Raw genomic sequence first — 17,019 nt, 5'->3', positions numbered from 1 at the left:
AGGGGATTTTTTGTTTCTGCCTATTCAGCCAGAGCGGGATCGTCGTCGCCGATGAAGCCGCCGGATTGGCGTGCCCAGAGAGCGGCGTAGATACCGTTTCGGCTGAGTAGTTCGCCATGCGTACCATTCTCGACGATTTGCCCTTCGTCGAGAACCACGATGCGGTCCATGCGGGCGATGGTCGAGAGACGGTGGGCGATGGCGATCACCGTCTTGCCCTCCATGACACGATAGAGCGTATCTTGGATCACGGCTTCCACCTCCGAATCCAATGCGGAGGTGGCCTCGTCGAGCACGAGGATCGGCGCGTCCTTCAGAATGGCGCGGGCAAGGGCGATGCGTTGCCTCTGGCCGCCGGAAAGCTGGACGCCACGTTCGCCGACATGGGCATCGTAGCCGGTGCGGCCCTCGTGGTCCTGCAGAGTGGCGACGAATTCACTGGCCGCAGCTTTATCCAGTGCCGCTGCAATCGCGCGCTCCGAAAAGCGCGGGTCCCCATGGGCGATGTTGTCGCGAACGGAGCGGTGGAGTAGGGCGGCATCCTGGCTTACCATGGCGATCTGCCGGCGCAGGCTTTCCTGGGCGACGCGTCGGATATCCTGGCCGTCGATCTCGATGGAGCCAGCTTCCGGATCGAAGAACCGCAGCAGCAGATTGACGAGCGTCGATTTGCCGGTGCCGGAGCGACCGACAAGGCCGACCTTCTCGCCTGGCGCTATCCGTAGCGAGACGCCGTTGAGGCCACCATTGCCCTTGCCGTAATGGTGCGTGACATCTTGGAAGGTGATCGCACCACTATTGACCACAAGCTCTCGCGCATCGGGCTCATCCGCAATAGCGAGCGGTTGCGCCACGGTCAGCAGCGATTGCCGCATCGCGCCGAGATGGCTGAACAACGACGATACGGCGTCGAGCATCCATTCGGCCATGCCGGTGATGCGGAAACTCAAGGCGAGGGAAGCGGCGATGAGGCCAAGCGGTGCGCCGCCGCCCTGCCACAGGATGACGGCATAGCCGACCAGCCCGACGATCAGAAAGCTGCCGAGGAATAGCATGCTGGAGTTGACCATGACCTCGAGCTTCTGGACCCGCACGAAGGTCTCGCGGGCGGCAGCGAAACGCTCCCGTCCTTCACGGTCCTCTTCGGCCGCATTGGCGAAGAGCTTGATGATGTCGATATTGGCGTAGGTATCGACCAGCATGCCGGTCAGGGAAGCATAGGCGCCCTGGAACTCCTCGGATGCCTTGCGCAGCTTGGGGATGACGAGGGCCATCAGGCCGAGATAGCAGACGACCCAGATGAGCAGCGGCCAGATAAGACGCGGATCGATCGAAGCCATGAGCCAAAGCGAGCCGGCGACATAGATGCTGACGAAGGACAGCGTATGCAGCGCCGCATAGGCTGCTCCGGTGGCGGAGTTGCCGATATCGCGTACTTGCGCGGCGATGCGGCCCGAAAAATCCTGACGGAACCAGCCGACGGATTGCCTGAGCACATGGCGGTGCGCTCGCCAGCGGACCAATGTCTCGGCATTCGGCCGGAACGCGATATCGTCGAGACTTTCCCGGAGATAGCCGGCAATCGGCCGCCCGATGAGGACGAGTGCGGCCGCGGCGAGCAGGCCGGTGCCGTGGGACACCCAGAGTTGATCCGGGCGGGCGGTGGCGAGAATATCCACGAGCTGGCTGGTGTAGCCGATCAGCCAGACCTCGATCGCCGCGCCGATGACGGTGAGTGCAAGGCTCATGGTCATGACGAAGCGGAAGGGATGCAGACTGCTTTTGAGATACCGCCAGACATCCGGCGGTGGGGTCAGATCGTCATAATTCTGGAATGGATCGACGAGCTTTTCGAAGCGACGAAACATGAGTGCCCTCCAGGGGCGAGAGATGGCAATTTGATGGACGGGCCGAACAAGCAGCCCTTCACGGCACTGCTTTTCAGCGGTGATTTCCTGTGCCGTGTGGTCTCATCAAAGTGCTCTCCTCTAAAGGTCGCTTGCTGGTTGTATAGCGCATGATGGCGGCGATGTCAGCAGGATTTTCTAGCCGGAGCCGTCAGGGCGAATGCTCGCAGGGAGCGATGGTCTCAATACTGCTCATTGATATGGCGCTTCAGGTAAAGATCAGATTTTTTAAAGAAAATAGTTTGGGCGGCGATTTTTAAATATTTATTTTCGTAAAGCCATGCGTGTGGTAAGTTTGAGATCCAATAGATTTATGGGGGGAACCATGCCGCGCATTGCCAATCTATACTTCAAGACAGCGATTATATTCCTGATCGTCGGAATTGGGATGGGCCTGAATATGGCGATCACCGAGGATCACAGCGTCATCGGCGCCCACGCGCATGCCAATCTTCTCGGTTGGGTGACGATGGCGATATTCGGCGGCTATCATGCCCTGAACCCGCGAAAGGCGGAAAGGCGGCTGGCGATGATCCAGTACTACGTCTACACGGCAGGCGTTGCGGTCATGGTGCCGTCGCTCTATTTTATGCTTCTCGGCAATATGGCCATGGAGCCGGTGGTGGCGGTTGCGTCGATCGTCACCTTCATCGGCGTGCTGCTGTTCGCCGTCATCATCTTCACGGGCGAGCAAACCGTGACGACGATTTCAGCCGCGCCGTCTCGCTGACCCTGCGACAAGAGACGGGAAAGGGTGGTTCGCGCCTCCCGTCTCTCCGTGCTCAGGACTGCGTTTTGGAAAGCTCATCGCGACGTTTGATCAGGCGTTCGAGTTCTTCTTCCTGATCGGCGATGCGCTCCGATGCCCGCTCTTCGTCCGCAGCGCCGGAATAGGCGGCCGCTTGCTCGATCAGTTCGCGCAGATTTCCTCTGATGACCGCGATGCGCTCGTCAATCTCCGGGACAGTCAGAAAGATGTCGGACATGGTCGATCTCCAAGGGAGCACCCATCGGGTGCGATGACTGACGAGCAGTATCCTCCTGCGGGGGCAAGGCCGCAAGTGAGGACTTCGGCCAGCCGCCAGCTCAGATCTCCGTCGAGACCCGGTTGGCGATCTCATCGAGCATCGCGTCGGAGGAGGGGCCGACGACGGCATAGGTGGTGCCGTTGCGATGCCAGGATACGATGCTCACATCGTCCTTGATGGTCTCATCGAGATTGCCGTTATCCGCGACGCCGTCATCTTTCGTGAAACAGATGGCAATGACGTCGCCGTCGAGGTTCTTGTAGATCAGCTGGCCGGCCGGCTTGCCGTCGGCGATGAACATGCGTGCGCCCTGGAAGACCAGTCCGTCGGCGGCAAGATCCGGCACGTTGAACTTCACCCCGACCGTGCTTGTCAGCCATTTGCTGATCTCGTCGGCCTCGGTCGCCTGTACTTCGACGACATGGCGCGGCTGGCGCGAATAGATGCGGTGATAGGCGGCAATATCGTCAAGCCAGGTGCGGCTCTGTGCGGAAGAGACCGGGGGGGCGGGAGGCGCGCTGGGCGGCAGGACACCAAGGAGGTAGCCGATGCCGCCGCCGACAATGAAAAGGATGAGCGCGGCGGCGAGCGCCTGGCGGCCTGTCGGGGCAAGTTTCAGGGATGGCCGGGAAAGCTTGGGAGCGGGCTCACGCGCCTTCGGGGCCTGGGCGCTCTTGATGGAACGCACCAGTGCCAGCGGCACAGGCTCTTTCAGCACTTCCTCGAAAGCCTTGCGGCCGACATCGGAGCCGTGCCTCAGTTCGTCGAAAATCCGTCGTGCTTCCGGATCCGAGGCGATGAGCCGCTCCAGCTCTTCCTTTTCCTCACGGCTCGTCTCGCCGTCCATAAAGGCGGACAGGCGGGCTTCGAGCGGCATTTTCTTCATGTCCTGCAATGCTTAAAACCTTCGCGGCGAGCGGCTGTGCCCCTGGGCGGCAAGGTGAAGGCGGGCGCTGGAAAGCCGCGACACCACTGTCGACAGGGGGATGCCGAGAATATCGGCCGTCTGCTTGTAGCTGTGCCCTTCGATATCGACGAGCAGGAAGACACTGGCCAATCCTTCGGGCAAAGATGTGACCATCCGGTGCGCTTCGCTCGCCTCGACCGGATTAATATGCATGCCGGGCGTCGCCAGCTCGCCTTGTTCCAGCGCGCTGCCTTTGGTGACGGACCGCAGCCGGTGGCGCCGTGCCTCGTCGACCCATTGATGCCGGGCCATGGTATAGAGCCAGCTTTCCAGCCGACCATCATTGTTCCAGAGATGGAATTTGGCGATGCCGCGCTGACAGACGTTCTGCACGAGCTCGTCCGCCTCGGTCAGGTCGCCGGTCAGGGTTACGGCAAAGCGCCGGAGCTTCGGGAGAAGGCCGACCAGATCGCGTCTGATGTCGATGGCTGCTACCGGCGTCGGCATTGTCTTTCCAGGGAGATGTTGAGGTTTGTCGTGTTGTGGACGCCTTGCGGCAAAAGACGGCTTTTCTCTGGGAAAAAGCTGCGTGAGCCGAAGGATCGTTCCGTGTTGGTATGAACCATTTTCCTGCCGTTTCGCAAGCCTTCAAAAAGCGGTTGAACACGTCCTCTTCACGGTCTCACAGGATCTCGAGAAAGACGATGCCCTGTCCCCGTCTCAATAGGTGATCTGACCTTTCAGCGATTGCTGCAACGAGCGATAGGCCCAGCTGTTTTCGCCGCCGCGATCGCGAATCTCGACGAGCTGCACGCGGGCCGCCTGGACGTCGCCCTGTTCGAGCAGGGCCTGACCCATGTAGGAGCGCGCGAGGATGTAATTTTCGTCCCGCTGCAGGGCCTTGCGGTAGTAGCTCATGCCGAGCTCCATGCGGCCGGCCTTGCGGTTGGAATAGCCGAGATAATTGAGAATGCGGGGATCGTCCTGGTTTCTGGCAAGCTTCAGGACGGTGATGGCGTTGTCATATTGGCCGGCATAGGCGAACTCGCGCGCGGCCTGGAAAAGCTTGTCATCGTTGAAGCCGCTTTTCTGCGGTTTCACGCATTCCTTCTTGTCCTTGTCCCAGACCTTGCCGTCCTTGCATTGGGTGGTCGTTTTGGTCTTCGGCGGCGGCGCGGTCTCGTCGCTCTCCGAGCCGGCGGCAAAGGCTTGCAGGCTGGTGCCGAGCAGAAATATGGCGGCAAACGCCGTCATGGCGGAATTCTTCGTCGCGACGCGAAAGCCCATATCATCCTCCCGAAATCACCTGGGTGGATTGTAGCTCCGGATATTCGAAAACGCTACCGAAACGATAGCTCCGCGTTGATAAAATACCACCTTTATCACGCCAGGATATCGACGCCCCGGGCCTCCACGCCATCGCCACGGGCATTGAGGCTGAAGCGTTCGGCCTTAAGCTCCCATGCACCCGGGTGGCCGGCGACGGTGAAGAGATTATAGGCTGCTGCCGGCTTCAACCCGCCAGGGCCTTGCGAAGCTGACGCGATGCCGACGACGGGCACAGGGCCGATCGGGCCATTCAACCAATGCAGCGTGTTGAGATGGGTATGGCCGTGCAGGACCAGCTCGGCGCCGCCGGTAGAGATCACCGCGGCAAAGCGGCGGATGCCGATCATGCGCTTGTAAAAGCTGGTGGCGCCACGGATCGGCGGATGGTGGATCATTACCACGCGAAAGAGACCGGCCTCGCCGGCGGCGCGCAGCATGTTCACCGTCTCGCGCGCCTGCCGGGCAGAAAAAAAGCCGCTTGCTGCAAAGGGAGGCGTGGCGACCGCCGTCGAGCAGCCGATTAGGGCGACGCGGTCGCGGATGCGAAGATAGGGAAAGACGTGCTGATCTTCCGGCCACTCCGGCGGGGCAAGATCTCCCTGAACATAGGGATACCAGGCGCGCATGGCCTTCTCGTAGGCGCCGGGCACATAGGCATCGTGGTTGCCGGGAACGACGGAGGTGAAGGCGGGGTCGCCAACGGTTTTCAACCATTCGGCGGCGGTGCGGATCTCGATACCGCTGCCGAGATTGACGAGATCGCCGGTTACGGCGAGATGGTCGGCCTGCTTCGCCCTGATATCGTCCAGAAGAAGATCGAGGGTGCCGCCGAAAAGATGCTTGCGCCGGTTTCGGTGCCAGTTCACAAATCCGGTAATGCGTTTGGAGGCGAGTTCTCTGATCGAAAGCCGGGGCAAGGGACCCAGATGAACGTCGGAAATATGCGCGAGTTTGAACATGGGTTGAGACATAGCCCAGTCCATTGTCAAAACAAATACACCCATTTGCCGTTGGCCGGTCACTTCGGCGGGGCTGCGACATGAGCGACGGCGCTGCTCCCGACGAATCCCGTAGCTGGCGGGCAAGGTTGCTTGGCTGGATACTCCACAGCTATTTCGCGTTCACCCGCGGCATGACCTTGGGCGTGCGGGCAGCCTGCTTCGATCGGGAAGGGCGGATCTTCCTGGTGCGGCATTCCTATATTGCCGGCTGGCACATGCCCGGCGGCGGCGTCGAGCGTCATGAGACGGTGGAGCAGGCGCTGGCGAAGGAATTGCGGGAGGAGGGCAATCTGGTGATATCGGGCCGGCCGCAACTCTTCCACGTCTATCTCAACAACCGCACCAGCAAGCGAGACCATGTCGTCTTCTTCCGCGTGCAAGTGGAGCAGACCGCGCCGCGCAAGCCGGATCTCGAGATCGTCGAAAGCGGCTTCTTTCCGCTCGACGCCCTGCCCATGGGGACGACCAAGGCGACGTATCGCCGACTGAAGGAGCTGGAAGGTGGCGAGACGCCGTCGAATTATTGGTAGTGCTTCAGTTCCTCAAGCCGCCTTCGCCAATCCTTCGCGCCCATGCGGGCGGTCAAAATCCAGATCGGGACCGACGGGGACGATACCGGTCGGATTGATCGTTCGGTGGCTGCGGTAGTAGTGGTCCTTGATATGCGTAAGGTTGGTCGTCTCGGCGATACCGGGGACCTGATAGAGATCTCTCAGGTAAGCTGACAGGTTGCGATAATCCTCGATGCGGCGGATGTTACATTTGAAATGGCCGACATAGACGGCGTCGAAGCGGATGAGCGTGGTGAAGAGCCGCCAGTCGGCCTCGGTCAGCCGGTCGCCTAGGAGATAGCGGTTCGTCTCCAGACGCTTGTCGAGCATGTCAAGCGTTTCGAACAGGCGACGGACATTGCCGTCATAGGCTTCCTGCGTGCCGGCGAAGCCGGATTTGTAGACGCCGTTGTTGACCGTGTCGTAGACGACCTCGTTCAGTGCATCGATCTCGGCTCTGAGGTCCGATGGATAGAAGTCGTCCTTCGAGCCAGTCAAGCCATCGAACGCGCTGTTGAACATGCGGATGATCTCGGCGGACTCATTGTTGACGATCGTGCCGGTCTGCTTGTCCCAGAGGACGGGAACGGTGACGCGGCCGGAATAATGCGGATCTGCCTTGACGTAGACTTCCCAGAGCGCCTTTGCACCGAAGAGGTGATCGACCGTGCCGCCATCCTGGCCTTTGAACTCCCAGCCATTTTCCAGCATCAGCGGATCGACGATGGAAACGGAGATCAGGCCCTCGAGCTTCTTCAGCTTGCGGAAGATCAGCGTGCGGTGCGCCCAGGGGCAGGCGAGCGAGACGTAGAGATGGTAGCGCCCGGCCTCGGGCTTGAAGCCGCCCGTACCGCTCGGCCCCGGCGCGCCATCGGCGGTGATCCAGTTGCGGAACTGCGAGGCGGCGCGCTTGAAATGGCCCTTGGTTTCCTTCGTGTCGTACCAGACGTCATGCCAGACGCCGTCAACCAACATGCCCATTGCTCCATCCTTTCGCCGATCCTGTCGAAAACTTGATCCGGAAGATACGGTGTGCGTGCGGAATTTCGAGACAATAAACGATGAACAGTGCGTCACGTCATCATCCCGACATGATCATGCCTCAGCAAACGGTCGCTCACATTTTGCATTGGACGAACCGAAAATTTCCTGCTATCCGGCTTGTCACACTTTGAGGACCGCTTGTCATGAAAGCAACCAGAAGCCTGCGACGACGCCGATGATCCCGAACGCTCGAAAAGCGTTTTCGAGAACCATCCCGTCTGTCTATCTGGTTTCTTTGGTCTAATGTACAAGCACGATCTGGTCTACCTCACTGAGGATGCGTCGCACGACGCTGTCATCGAACTCATCAACGAAGAAGCATTCGGTCCCGGCCGGTTCGCCCGCGCTGCTGCGCGGATTCGCGAACAAGGCCCGCATGACCGCTCGCTCTCCTTCATCTGCGCCGATGATGGTGAGACGATCGCCTCCGTCCGGATGACGCCGGTGCTTGCCGGCTCGGTCAAGGGGCATCTGCTCGGACCGCTCGCCGTCCGCCCGTCGCACAAGAACCGGGGCATTGGCCGGGAATTGGTGCGGATCGCGATCGAGGCTGCCAAGCGGAAGGGATCTGAATCCGTGATCCTGGTCGGCGATCCGCCTTACTATAGTCCGCTCGGCTTCGAAAAAGTCGCTTACAACGCGCTGGCGTTTCCGGGGCCGGTCGATCCGGGCCGGGTGCTCGTCGTGCCGCTCGCCGCTGACACGCATGAGCGGCTGAAGGGCACGATTGCCTGGCATGATGACGCCGCATCGGCTGTCATTGCCGAGGATATTGACGACGAAGATCTGCCGCCGGTGGCGATCGCGGTTTAGCCGCCACGATTTCCACAGGCTGACCGATTACCGCCCGCGCACTCCCTTGCGCGGGCATTTTTCATCTACCTGTCATACGGCCAACCTAGAGTTTTGCCTGTTCTGATGAAGAGCGATTGCGAAACTTTTGGGGGTAGTGCAATGACTGAAAATCTCACGCAAAAAGATATATTTCCGACCAGTCAGCTGGAAGACGCTGACGGGGAAGGCCATAACTGTACCGACAATCCGACGATGGGGGAAATCATCGGACGTCGCTTTTCCCGCCGCGGCTTCCTGCAAGGGTCACTCGCTGTTTCCGCTATCGCTGCGACGGTGGGGCCGCTCGCATTGGTAAGCGCGGAAAAGGCACGCGCGGCCGGAGGCTCGGCCTTCGCCTTCAAGGAAGTCGAAGCCGGCGTCGATGCCGATCACCATGTCGCCGAAGGCTATGACGCCAATGTGCTGCTGCGCTGGGGCGACGCGCTCTTTGCCGATTCACCGGTCTTCGATCCAAAGAACCAGACCGCCGAGGCACAGCGCCGCCAGTTCGGCTACAACAACGATTATGTCGGCTATATCCCGCTGGAGGGCTCCTCCGAGCATGGCCTGCTGGTCGTCAATCACGAATATACCAATCCGCATCTGATGTTTCCGGGCCTGGTGACAATCGCCGACGGCAAGATCAAGCAGGCGCCGCTGAGCAAGGAGCAGGTGGATATCGAAATGGCGGCCCATGGCGGCACCATCGTCGAGATCCGCAAGGTCGATGGTAAGTGGCAGGTGGTTCCTGACGGCAAATATAATCGCCGTATCACTGCAACGACCGAGATGCAGCTGACCGGTCCGGCCGCCGGCAATGACCGGCTGAAGACCTTGGCCGATGCGACCGGCGCCAAGGTTTTCGGCACGCTCAACAACTGTGCCGGCGGCGTCACGCCCTGGGGCACTTACATCATGGCCGAGGAAAACTTCCACGGCTATTTCTCCGGCAAGCTGCCGGAAGGCCACAAGGAGGCCGCCAACTACAAGCGCTATGGCGTGCCGGAAGGCAGCTACGAATGGGCGAATTTCTATGACCGATTCGATCTCTCCAAGGAGCAGCATGAGCCGAACCGCTATGGCTGGGTCGTCGAAGTCGATGTTCTCGATCCGCAATCGGTGCCGAAGAAGCGCACCGCACTTGGCCGCACCAAGCATGAGGGTGCCGCCAATATCGTCTCCAAGGATGGCCGCGTGGTCCTCTATCTCGGCGACGACGAACGGTTCGATTATGTTTACAAGTTCGTGACGGCCGGTACCTTTAATACCGCCGACCGAGCCGCCAATCTCGACTTGCTCGACAACGGCACGCTCTATGTCGCCAAGTTCTCCGAGGATGGTACGCTTGCCTGGTTGCCGCTGACCTTCGGTCAGGGGCCGCTGACAGCGGAACATGGCTTTGCCAGCCAGGCCGACGTGCTGATCGAAACGCGCCGTGCCGCCGACCTGCTTGGCGCAACCAAGATGGACCGGCCGGAAGACATCGAACCCAATGCCGTCAACGGCAAGGTCTATGTGATGCTGACCAACAACAGCAAGCGCAAGGCCGATCAGGTCGAAGCCGCCAACCCGCGCGCCGACAATGCCTTCGGTCACATCATCGAGATCAGCGAAGAGGACGGCGTCTTCTCGGCGACCAAGGGCAAGTGGGAAGTGCTGCTGAAATGCGGCGATCCTTCGGTTGCAGCGGTCGGCGCTTCCTTCTCGACCGAGACGACGAAGAACGGCTGGTTCGGCATGCCCGACAACTGTTCCATCGATGCCGCCGGTCGTCTCTGGGTGGCGACCGACGGAAACAGCAACAAGGCGACCGGCCGTACCGATGGCCTCTGGGCTGTCGATACGGAAGGCGATGCGCGAGCGACGTCGAAGCTGTTCTATCGCGTACCCGTCGGTGCCGAGCTTTGCGGCCCGTTGTTCCTGCCCGATGACCAGACGGCTTTCGTTGCCGTGCAGCATCCGGGCGACGGCGGCGATGACTGGTCCGGTCACGGCCGTCCGTCTTATTACGAGGATCTGTCGACGCGTTGGCCGGACTTCAAGCCGGATATGCCGGTACGTCCCGCCGTGGTGGCCATCACCAAGACCGGTGGTGGCAAGATCGCCGTCTAAGGCTTTGTAAAGAACAACCTATCGCCCCGTCTGCCTCAGCGGGGCGATAGTTTTTTCTGCAGGAAATAACGGCTGCGACCCGCAGGGAAGTCCGGCAACTCGCCGAAGATGGCGTAGCCCTGCCGCTGATAGGCGCGCAGCGCCTGTGGATTGAAGGTATCGATCCAGGCGCCGAAACAACCCCGCGCCATCGCTTCCGCTTCCGCCGCGTTCAGCAGCTTGCCGGCCATGCCCTGGCCGCGCAATGTTTCCGGCACGAACAGCCATGCCGTGAACAGCCAGCCCCAGGCCGTATAGCCCGAGACGCCGCCGATGGTCTTGCCGCTTTCGTCGCGGATCAGAACAGCGAGCGCACGGCGTTCGGACGGACCGACATCGGCAGTATTGAAGGCGGTCAAGCCTTCGCTGATCGCCGCGAGGTCGGTTTCGGAAGGCGTATCCGTTACATCAAGTCGCGACATGATACTCACCGTCCTTCGCGCCACCACATGGCGGAAAAGCCAAAGAGGAGGGCGGCAAGACCGGCAAAGCCCGCAAAGAGCGGCAGGTTGTTGATGCCCTTCAATATGGTCTCGTCGGTCATGCGGATGGTCAGGCGCTGATCGTCGGCGACACGCACGGCGCCGCGCACCGGCAGGATCGGCGGGACGGTGACGCCGCCGCTGGCGGTGGCGACCCGCGTGACAAGCCCCTTGGTCTTTTCCGCCAAGGGCTTCAGCGTCTCCGTCGTCGAGATCATCGCCTTGAATTCCGGCGCGTCAACGGCGCCGACATGCACCAGCGTCGAGAGATTGCCATTGGCGATCTGATAGAGCCCGATCTCATCCATGCGCTTGTCAGCTTGGTAAAGGCCCGGCTCGGTCTGCTTCAGCGGCAATGTCTGTGTCTTGCCGGAGGGAGACTTGATCGTGGCGGGGCCGGGATCATCGCCGATCGTCTGGCGGGTCACCTCCAGCGTGCGGCCGGCGGCGCGTGCGGTCAGCGCCTCTTCCTCCAGCGCCGGCTCCTTCAGCAGCCAGTGGGCGATGCGGCGATAGAGCGACACATGCGGCCCGCCGCCTTCGAAGCCGCGCGCCCATAGCCAGCCTTCGTCGGAGAGCAGCATGGCAACACGGCCCTGGCCGACGCGGTTCAGCACCAGCAGCGGATTGCTGTCGGCGCCCACCATCACGGTCTGGCCCTGCGGCTTCTCGACGTCGACGCTGCGGAACCAGCGGCCCCAATGCGGCGGTTCGGTATCCGACCCGTCGAGGCCGCGCGTGACCGGGTGCTTGCGGCCCTGATCCGACAGGCGCGGATAGAAGGGTTTTTCGATCATCTGCCCTGTTGGTTCGGCCGGGAGCACCGCGGAAAGCGGTGTCAACGCGATCGAATTGCCGGCCGCGTGTTCGGGGCCGGCGGCCACCAGCAGTGCGCCTCCGTTTTCGACATATTGGGCCATGTAGTCGTAATAGATCGTCGGCAGGACGTTGGGGCGGTCCTGGTAACGGTCGAAAATGATCAGGTCGAAAGAGGTGATCTTGTCGACGAAGAGTTCGCGTGTCGGGAAAGCGATCAGCGACAACTCATTGATCGGCGTACCATCCTGCTTGTCCGGCGGCCGCAGGATGGTGAAGTGCACGAGGTCGACGGAGGCGTCCGATTTCAGCAGGTTGCGCCAGGCGCGCTCGCCGGCATGCGGTTCGCCGGAGACGAGCAGCACGCGCATGTTCTGGCGGATGCCTTCGATCATCTGGACGGTGTGGTTGTTGATGGGCGTCACTTCGCCCGGCACTTCGGCAACGGCGAATTCGAGCACATTGTTGCCGGCGCGCGGCACCTTGAAGCTGAAAGGCGTATCCTGGCCGGGCGTCGCCTGCAGCGTCGCGATCTCATCGCCGTTCATCTTGACGGTCACGTCTGCCGTACCGCCGGGGCTCTTGCCGTCGTCGATGACGCGCAACACGAGTTGCTGCTCGTCGTTGACGATGCCGAAGCGCGGCGCGCGCACCACTTCGATGCGCCGGTCGAATTCGTCCGGCTTGCCGGTGATCAGCCCGTGGATCGGTGCGTCGAAGCCGAGCGCCTGGTTGACGCCCGGAATATCGTGGATCTGACCATCAGTCAGGAAGATCGCGCCGCCGACGCGGGCGGGCGGCACATCGGCGATTGCCGAGGAGAGCGCGGAGAAGAGCCGCGTCGAGGGTGATTCGGATTCGGCGGGTTCGCGCACTTCGACGATGCGCGGCTCGATGCGCGGGAATTGCGCCAGCCGGTCCTTCAGCGCGTCCAGCGCCTCGTCGGTCATCTTGATGCGCTCAGGCGTCTCCTGGCTCAGGCTGCGGTCGACGATGACGGGGACGATGGTGGAGAGCTGGTCGCGGTCCTCCTGCATCAGCACCGGATTGGCGAGTGCCGCCAGGAGAGCGAATGCAGCAAGCGCACGGATCCAGCCGCCACGCATGCGCCGGAAGACCGCGAGCGCGGCGATGGCAAGCGTGATCACCGCGAGGGCGGCGAGAACAGGCCAGGGCAGGAAGGGGGCGAAACCGATGTTCATTCTATTGCCCCAACCGTTCCAGGATATCAGGGATATGCACCTGGTCGGCCTTATAGTTGCCGGTCAGCATGTACATCATGATGTTGACGCCGGTGCGGTAGGCATATTCGCGCTGCGTCTCGTCTGGCGGCACGGTCGGCAACAGCGGCGAGCCATTGTCGCCGATCGCCCAGGCGCCGGCGAAATCATTGCCGGTGATCATGATCGGGGTCACGCCATCCGCCGAAGTCACGGCATTGCCGTCGCCGCGCGTATCCTGCCGTGCTTCGATCCACAGCGGACTGTCGGCATAGCGGCCGGGAAAGCTTGAGAGCAGATAGAAGGACTTCGTCAGCACATGACCTTTCGGCACAGGCTCCAGTGCGGGAATGTCGAGATTGGCGAGGATTTCCTGCAGCCGCTGGCCGTTCGGGCTCGGCGTGGTGTTGTCACCCATCGTGTCGATCGCGTCGCGCGTGTCGAAGAGCACGGTGCCGCCGTTGCGCATATAGGCGTCGATGTGGTTGATGGCATCGTTGGACGGCATCGGCGCGGTGGCGGAAATCGGCCAGTAGATGATCGGATAGAAGGCGAGTTCGTCCTTGGCGGGATCCAGCCCGACCGGAGGACCGGGCTCCAGCGTCGTGCGATAGGTCAGAAAATCGGAAAGGCCGGCAAGACCGCGCTCGGAAATACGGTCGACCTCGGACTCGCCGGTGACGACATAGGCAAGATGCGTCTTGTCGAGCCGCGAAAAGATGGTGTCGTCGCCTGGCTTGGAATCGTCGGCCGAGGCGCTGCCCGGATGCAGGAAGGCGGCAACCGAGACTGCGAGCAGCAACATCGCGGCACCGGTTGCGGCCGTCTTTGTCGATCTGCGAAGGCGCGGGAAGGCGCCGTTCATGAAGAGCACGATCAGGCTGTCTGCAAGCAGGACCAGAAAGGCGATGGTGAAGAGGATCGGCTTGGCCGACCAGGCTTCACCGCCGATGAGGCCTTCCTGCGCAACAGAGAGGCCCGTTGCGGAGGCATCCAGTGGCTTCAGTTGCGCGCCGTCCGGTAGAACATTGAGCGCCGTAAAGCCTTCTTCCGAGCCGTAGAGGCCGGGTGGGTTGTCGAAATTGGCGGTGATGGCGCCTTTGTTGTTCGGTTCGAGCGGTCGGGCAGCACCGGTTTCGCTGATCAGCGCACCCTTGGCGGTCAGCAGCCGGTAGGGCGGCATGGCTTCGCTGGTCTTCGGCGCGCTGTTGCCCGAGTTGACGCCGCCGGACCGGGAGAGCTGCACGATACGGCGCAGCATTTCGACGAAGTCACCCGAGATCGGCAGATCGGACCATTGCGGTTCGGCGCTGACATGGAAGAGGACGATGCGTCCGGTCTTCATTTGTTGTTCGGTTACCAGCGGTGTGCCGTCGGCAAGGCTTGCCCAGGTGCGCTCCGCAAGGTCAGGTGTCGGCTCGGCCAGCACCTGCCGCTTGATAAGCACGTTGGCGGGCTTCGGCATGCCGGCGAAGGGACCGAAGGTTGGGAAATCGGCGAGCGGCTGCGGTTCGGCCCAGGAGAGTGCGCCGCCGAAGGTACGTTCGCCCTGGCGCAACGTCACCGGCACCAGCGGGTCGTCGGCGGGAGCGGCGGCGAGGCGAGGCCCCGCGAAGCGTACCAGCGTGCCGCCATTCTGGATCCATTGCTGTAGCGGGCCATAGCTTTCCTGCGGCAGGCGACCAACATCGGCCATGATGATCACGGACGGATTGCCGGCGAGCAATTCAGAGATCGACTTTGCCAGATCGGCGCTGTTCGGCTGGACCAGATCGGCATAGGGCTGCAGGGCGCGCTGGATATAATAAAGCGGCGACAGGATCGGCTGGAATTCGTCTGCGGCCTGCCCGGACAGCAGCGCGACGCGCCGGCGCTTGAAGCCGTCGTCGAGCAGATGCACGGTGCCGGCACTTGCATGGCGGTCAATGCTGATGCGGGCGAAATCGTTGCGCATCTCGAAGGGGGCAGCGATCGAGCCGGTGGCAACCGTCTGACCGCCGGCGAAGTTCAGCGAACCGGCCGCGATCGGCCGTCCCTGGTTGTCGAGGGCGGATAGGCCCAGCCGGAGCGGGTTGGCGGCGTTCAGCCGTGTCGCGGTCACCGTCATGTCGTTTGCGGCGTTGGCAGCGCCGGCGATCGCCAGCACATCGCCGCCGTCGCCCTGGATCAGGCGCAGTTCGCTCGGCTTCAAGGCGGCGAGTTGGGTGAGGATATCGTCCTTGTCCTTGCTTTCGACGCCGTCGGAGAGGAAGGCGATCGTGCCCGGTTCGGTGCCGTTGAGGGCGGACTTGATGGCCTGTGCGGCGCGCTGACGATCCGGCACCAGCGGTCTCGGATTGATCGCATGCAGCCTGTCGCGGGCGGCAGTGGCCGCGCCGGGCGTAGTGTCGTTGCTCTGTTCGGCGCTGAAGGCGATGGAAACGGGTATGCCCTTGGCGTCGGCATCGTCGATCAGCGCATCCGCCGTCTGCACGCGGCGCTCCCAGTCGGAGGCGGTTGCCCAGCTATTGTCGATGAGCAGCACCAGCGGACCGCTGCTCGACAGCGTATTGGTGCGCGGATTGAACATCGGATTGGCGATGGCAAGAATGACGAGGGCGGCGAGCGCCATGCGCAGCAGCGTCAGCCACCAAGGGCTGCGCGCCGGCGTTTCCTCGCGCTTCAGGATCGTTGCGAGGATGCGCACCGGCGGGAAGACCTCCGCTCTCGGATGCGGCGGCGTGAGACGCAGCAGCCACCAGATCGCCGGAAGCAGGATCAGGGCGCCAAGGATCGCGGGGGAGGCGAATGCGAAGGAGAGGCCGCTCATGGCTGCCCTCCCGACGCTACTTTTGCAGGCATGCCGGAAAGATACATGTGCACGGCGACCAGCGCTTCCGATGCCAGCCGGTCGGTGCGGTGGCTCACAAAGGTCCAGCCGAGATGGCGCAGCGACTGGCCGAGACTATCGCGGCGGGCGAGATAGGCGCGCTGATAATCCTCGCGCAGGTTTTCCGCCCGCCCGGCCACTAGCTTCGTGCCGGTTTCGGGATCGCTGAACTCGGTGCGGCCACTATAGGGAAAGATTTCCTCGGCCGGGTCGGCGATCTCGACCACATGGCCGCGCAGTCCCCGGCGGCCAAGCGGTCCGATCCGGCTCATGACATCGTCGGCATCATCCAGAAAATCGCCGATCAGCACGATATCGCTCCAGCCGCGGATCATCGTGGTCTGCGGCAGGCCGCCCTCGAGCGGCGTATGCATCAGTGCCGCCGCCAGCCGTTCGGCGGCATTACGGGTGGAGACCGGCTCCATGATGCCGGGGCAGCCGACGCGTTCGCCGGAGCGGGCGAGGATTTCGGCAAGCGCCAGCATCAGCACCAGCGCGCGGCTTTCCTTGGAGACATGGCCGTAGGTCGATTTGTACATCATCGACGGCGACATGTCGGCCCAGAGCCAGATCGTGTGCGCGGCTTCCCATTCATGGTCGCGGATATAGGTATGATCGTCACGGGCCGAGCGGCGCCAGTCGATGCGCGACAGGCTCTCGCCTTCGCTATAGGGGCGGAACTGCCAGAAATTCTCGCCGATGCCGCGCTTGCGCCGGCCGTGCCAGCCGGCAATGACGGTGTTGGCGATGCGCTTGGCTTCGACGAGGCAATCCGGCACGAGGGCGGCACGGCTGCGAGCGCGGGAGAGGGCATCATTGCCTGAGGTCGGGCTGACGATCTGTCCGATGGATGCCACGCGCTTATAGTCTCCTCGATATC

The 17,019-nt window shown here is 62.1% G+C and carries 15 protein-coding genes; 4 read left to right on the top strand and 11 right to left on the bottom strand.

Annotated features, from left to right (window positions below):
• Positions 1 to 20: 20 nt before the first annotated feature.
• Entirely contained in the window at positions 21 to 1,868 is a 1,848-nt protein-coding gene (locus tag AC1RO0_RS04690) for an ABC transporter ATP-binding protein (protein ID WP_498591751.1), read from the bottom strand.
• A 364-nt stretch (positions 1,869 to 2,232) separates the two neighbouring features.
• On the opposite strand from AC1RO0_RS04690, the gene AC1RO0_RS04685 reads away from it, so the two are divergent.
• On the top strand, positions 2,233 to 2,637 hold the full coding sequence (locus AC1RO0_RS04685) for a hypothetical protein (RefSeq protein WP_498591750.1): 405 nt from the start codon (positions 2,233 to 2,235) through the stop codon (positions 2,635 to 2,637).
• 52 nt (positions 2,638 to 2,689) lie between these two features.
• Here AC1RO0_RS04685 and AC1RO0_RS04680 read toward each other — a convergent pair whose 3' ends face one another.
• The 5 genes from AC1RO0_RS04680 to AC1RO0_RS04660 all read right to left on the bottom strand — a co-directional run bounded on the left by AC1RO0_RS04680 (position 2,690) and on the right by AC1RO0_RS04660 (position 6,142).
• Positions 2,690 to 2,893: a hypothetical protein gene (locus tag AC1RO0_RS04680; protein ID WP_498591749.1), complete on the bottom strand. Its 204-nt coding sequence runs from the start codon at positions 2,891 to 2,893 to the stop codon at positions 2,690 to 2,692.
• A gap of 100 nt (positions 2,894 to 2,993) precedes the next feature.
• Positions 2,994 to 3,812 carry an anti-sigma factor family protein gene (locus tag AC1RO0_RS04675; RefSeq protein ID WP_498591748.1) on the bottom strand — a complete coding sequence of 273 codons (819 nt, stop codon included), beginning with the start codon at positions 3,810 to 3,812 and terminating at the stop codon, positions 2,994 to 2,996.
• Positions 3,813 to 3,833: 21 nt separating this feature from the next.
• Positions 3,834 to 4,349 (bottom strand): RNA polymerase sigma factor, encoded by a 516-nt coding sequence (locus AC1RO0_RS04670; protein ID WP_498591747.1) that lies wholly within the window; start codon positions 4,347 to 4,349, stop codon positions 3,834 to 3,836.
• A gap of 213 nt (positions 4,350 to 4,562) precedes the next feature.
• On the bottom strand, positions 4,563 to 5,096 hold the full coding sequence (locus tag AC1RO0_RS04665; RefSeq protein WP_498592379.1) for a tetratricopeptide repeat protein: 534 nt from the start codon (positions 5,094 to 5,096) through the stop codon (positions 4,563 to 4,565).
• A gap of 128 nt (positions 5,097 to 5,224) precedes the next feature.
• On the bottom strand, positions 5,225 to 6,142 hold the full coding sequence (locus tag AC1RO0_RS04660; protein WP_498591746.1) for a metallophosphoesterase family protein: 918 nt from the start codon (positions 6,140 to 6,142) through the stop codon (positions 5,225 to 5,227).
• A 68-nt stretch (positions 6,143 to 6,210) separates the two neighbouring features.
• Here AC1RO0_RS04660 and AC1RO0_RS04655 point away from each other — a divergent pair, with 68 nt between their 5' ends.
• Positions 6,211 to 6,702, top strand: a complete 492-nt coding sequence (locus AC1RO0_RS04655; protein ID WP_498591745.1) for an NUDIX domain-containing protein — start codon at positions 6,211 to 6,213, stop codon at positions 6,700 to 6,702.
• 12 nt (positions 6,703 to 6,714) lie between these two features.
• Here the strand turns inward: AC1RO0_RS04655 and AC1RO0_RS04650 are convergent, their stop codons facing one another.
• Positions 6,715 to 7,704 (bottom strand): glutathione S-transferase family protein, encoded by a 990-nt coding sequence (locus AC1RO0_RS04650; RefSeq protein WP_498591744.1) that lies wholly within the window; start codon positions 7,702 to 7,704, stop codon positions 6,715 to 6,717.
• A 306-nt stretch (positions 7,705 to 8,010) separates the two neighbouring features.
• Between AC1RO0_RS04650 and AC1RO0_RS04645 the strand changes: the two genes are divergently transcribed.
• Both AC1RO0_RS04645 and AC1RO0_RS04640 read left to right on the top strand, forming a co-directional pair.
• Entirely contained in the window at positions 8,011 to 8,580 is a 570-nt protein-coding gene (locus AC1RO0_RS04645) for a GNAT family N-acetyltransferase (protein ID WP_498591743.1), read from the top strand.
• A 141-nt stretch (positions 8,581 to 8,721) separates the two neighbouring features.
• Positions 8,722 to 10,713 (top strand): PhoX family protein, encoded by a 1,992-nt coding sequence (locus AC1RO0_RS04640; RefSeq protein WP_498591742.1) that lies wholly within the window; start codon positions 8,722 to 8,724, stop codon positions 10,711 to 10,713.
• Positions 10,714 to 10,748: 35 nt separating this feature from the next.
• Here AC1RO0_RS04640 and AC1RO0_RS04635 read toward each other — a convergent pair whose 3' ends face one another.
• The 4 genes from AC1RO0_RS04635 to AC1RO0_RS04620 are packed head-to-tail and all read right to left on the bottom strand — an operon-like array spanning position 10,749 to position 16,996.
• Complete coding sequence (locus AC1RO0_RS04635) at positions 10,749 to 11,174, bottom strand: GNAT family N-acetyltransferase (protein ID WP_498591741.1); 426 nt, start codon at positions 11,172 to 11,174, stop codon at positions 10,749 to 10,751.
• A 5-nt stretch (positions 11,175 to 11,179) separates the two neighbouring features.
• Complete coding sequence (locus tag AC1RO0_RS04630; protein ID WP_498591740.1) at positions 11,180 to 13,252, bottom strand: hypothetical protein; 2,073 nt, start codon at positions 13,250 to 13,252, stop codon at positions 11,180 to 11,182.
• A gap of 1 nt (position 13,253) precedes the next feature.
• A complete protein-coding gene (locus AC1RO0_RS04625) occupies positions 13,254 to 16,079 on the bottom strand; it encodes a DUF4159 domain-containing protein (RefSeq protein WP_498591739.1) in 2,826 nt (941 codons plus the stop codon).
• Positions 16,076 to 16,996, bottom strand: a complete 921-nt coding sequence (locus tag AC1RO0_RS04620) for a DUF58 domain-containing protein (protein ID WP_498591738.1) — start codon at positions 16,994 to 16,996, stop codon at positions 16,076 to 16,078. Before AC1RO0_RS04620 ends, AC1RO0_RS04625 begins: the two co-directional genes overlap by 4 nt.
• Between the last annotated feature and the right edge of the window lie 23 nt (positions 16,997 to 17,019).

The sequence above is a fragment of the Rhizobium sp. GW821-FHT14E12 genome (genome assembly GCF_058803745.1).
This window is presented reverse-complemented; position numbering and strand designations above follow the sequence as displayed.

What these genes read in the sequence shown, in the direction of transcription:
- AC1RO0_RS04650 (WP_498591744.1), bottom strand. Translation starts at nt 7,704, where the DNA reads ATGGGCATGTTGGTTGACGGCGTCTGGCATGACGTCTGGTACGACACG.
- AC1RO0_RS04665 (WP_498592379.1), bottom strand. Translation starts at nt 5,096, where the DNA reads ATGACGGCGTTTGCCGCCATATTTCTGCTCGGCACCAGCCTGCAAGCC.
- AC1RO0_RS04655 (WP_498591745.1), top strand. Translation starts at nt 6,211, where the DNA reads ATGAGCGACGGCGCTGCTCCCGACGAATCCCGTAGCTGGCGGGCAAGG.
- AC1RO0_RS04645 (WP_498591743.1), top strand. Translation starts at nt 8,011, where the DNA reads ATGTACAAGCACGATCTGGTCTACCTCACTGAGGATGCGTCGCACGAC.
- AC1RO0_RS04690 (WP_498591751.1), bottom strand. Translation starts at nt 1,868, where the DNA reads ATGTTTCGTCGCTTCGAAAAGCTCGTCGATCCATTCCAGAATTATGAC.
- AC1RO0_RS04685 (WP_498591750.1), top strand. Translation starts at nt 2,233, where the DNA reads ATGCCGCGCATTGCCAATCTATACTTCAAGACAGCGATTATATTCCTG.
- AC1RO0_RS04660 (WP_498591746.1), bottom strand. Translation starts at nt 6,142, where the DNA reads ATGTCTCAACCCATGTTCAAACTCGCGCATATTTCCGACGTTCATCTG.
- AC1RO0_RS04640 (WP_498591742.1), top strand. Translation starts at nt 8,722, where the DNA reads ATGACTGAAAATCTCACGCAAAAAGATATATTTCCGACCAGTCAGCTG.
- AC1RO0_RS04625 (WP_498591739.1), bottom strand. Translation starts at nt 16,079, where the DNA reads ATGAGCGGCCTCTCCTTCGCATTCGCCTCCCCCGCGATCCTTGGCGCC.
- AC1RO0_RS04635 (WP_498591741.1), bottom strand. Translation starts at nt 11,174, where the DNA reads ATGTCGCGACTTGATGTAACGGATACGCCTTCCGAAACCGACCTCGCG.
- AC1RO0_RS04680 (WP_498591749.1), bottom strand. Translation starts at nt 2,893, where the DNA reads ATGTCCGACATCTTTCTGACTGTCCCGGAGATTGACGAGCGCATCGCG.
- AC1RO0_RS04670 (WP_498591747.1), bottom strand. Translation starts at nt 4,349, where the DNA reads ATGCCGACGCCGGTAGCAGCCATCGACATCAGACGCGATCTGGTCGGC.
- AC1RO0_RS04675 (WP_498591748.1), bottom strand. Translation starts at nt 3,812, where the DNA reads ATGCCGCTCGAAGCCCGCCTGTCCGCCTTTATGGACGGCGAGACGAGC.
- AC1RO0_RS04630 (WP_498591740.1), bottom strand. Translation starts at nt 13,252, where the DNA reads ATGAACATCGGTTTCGCCCCCTTCCTGCCCTGGCCTGTTCTCGCCGCC.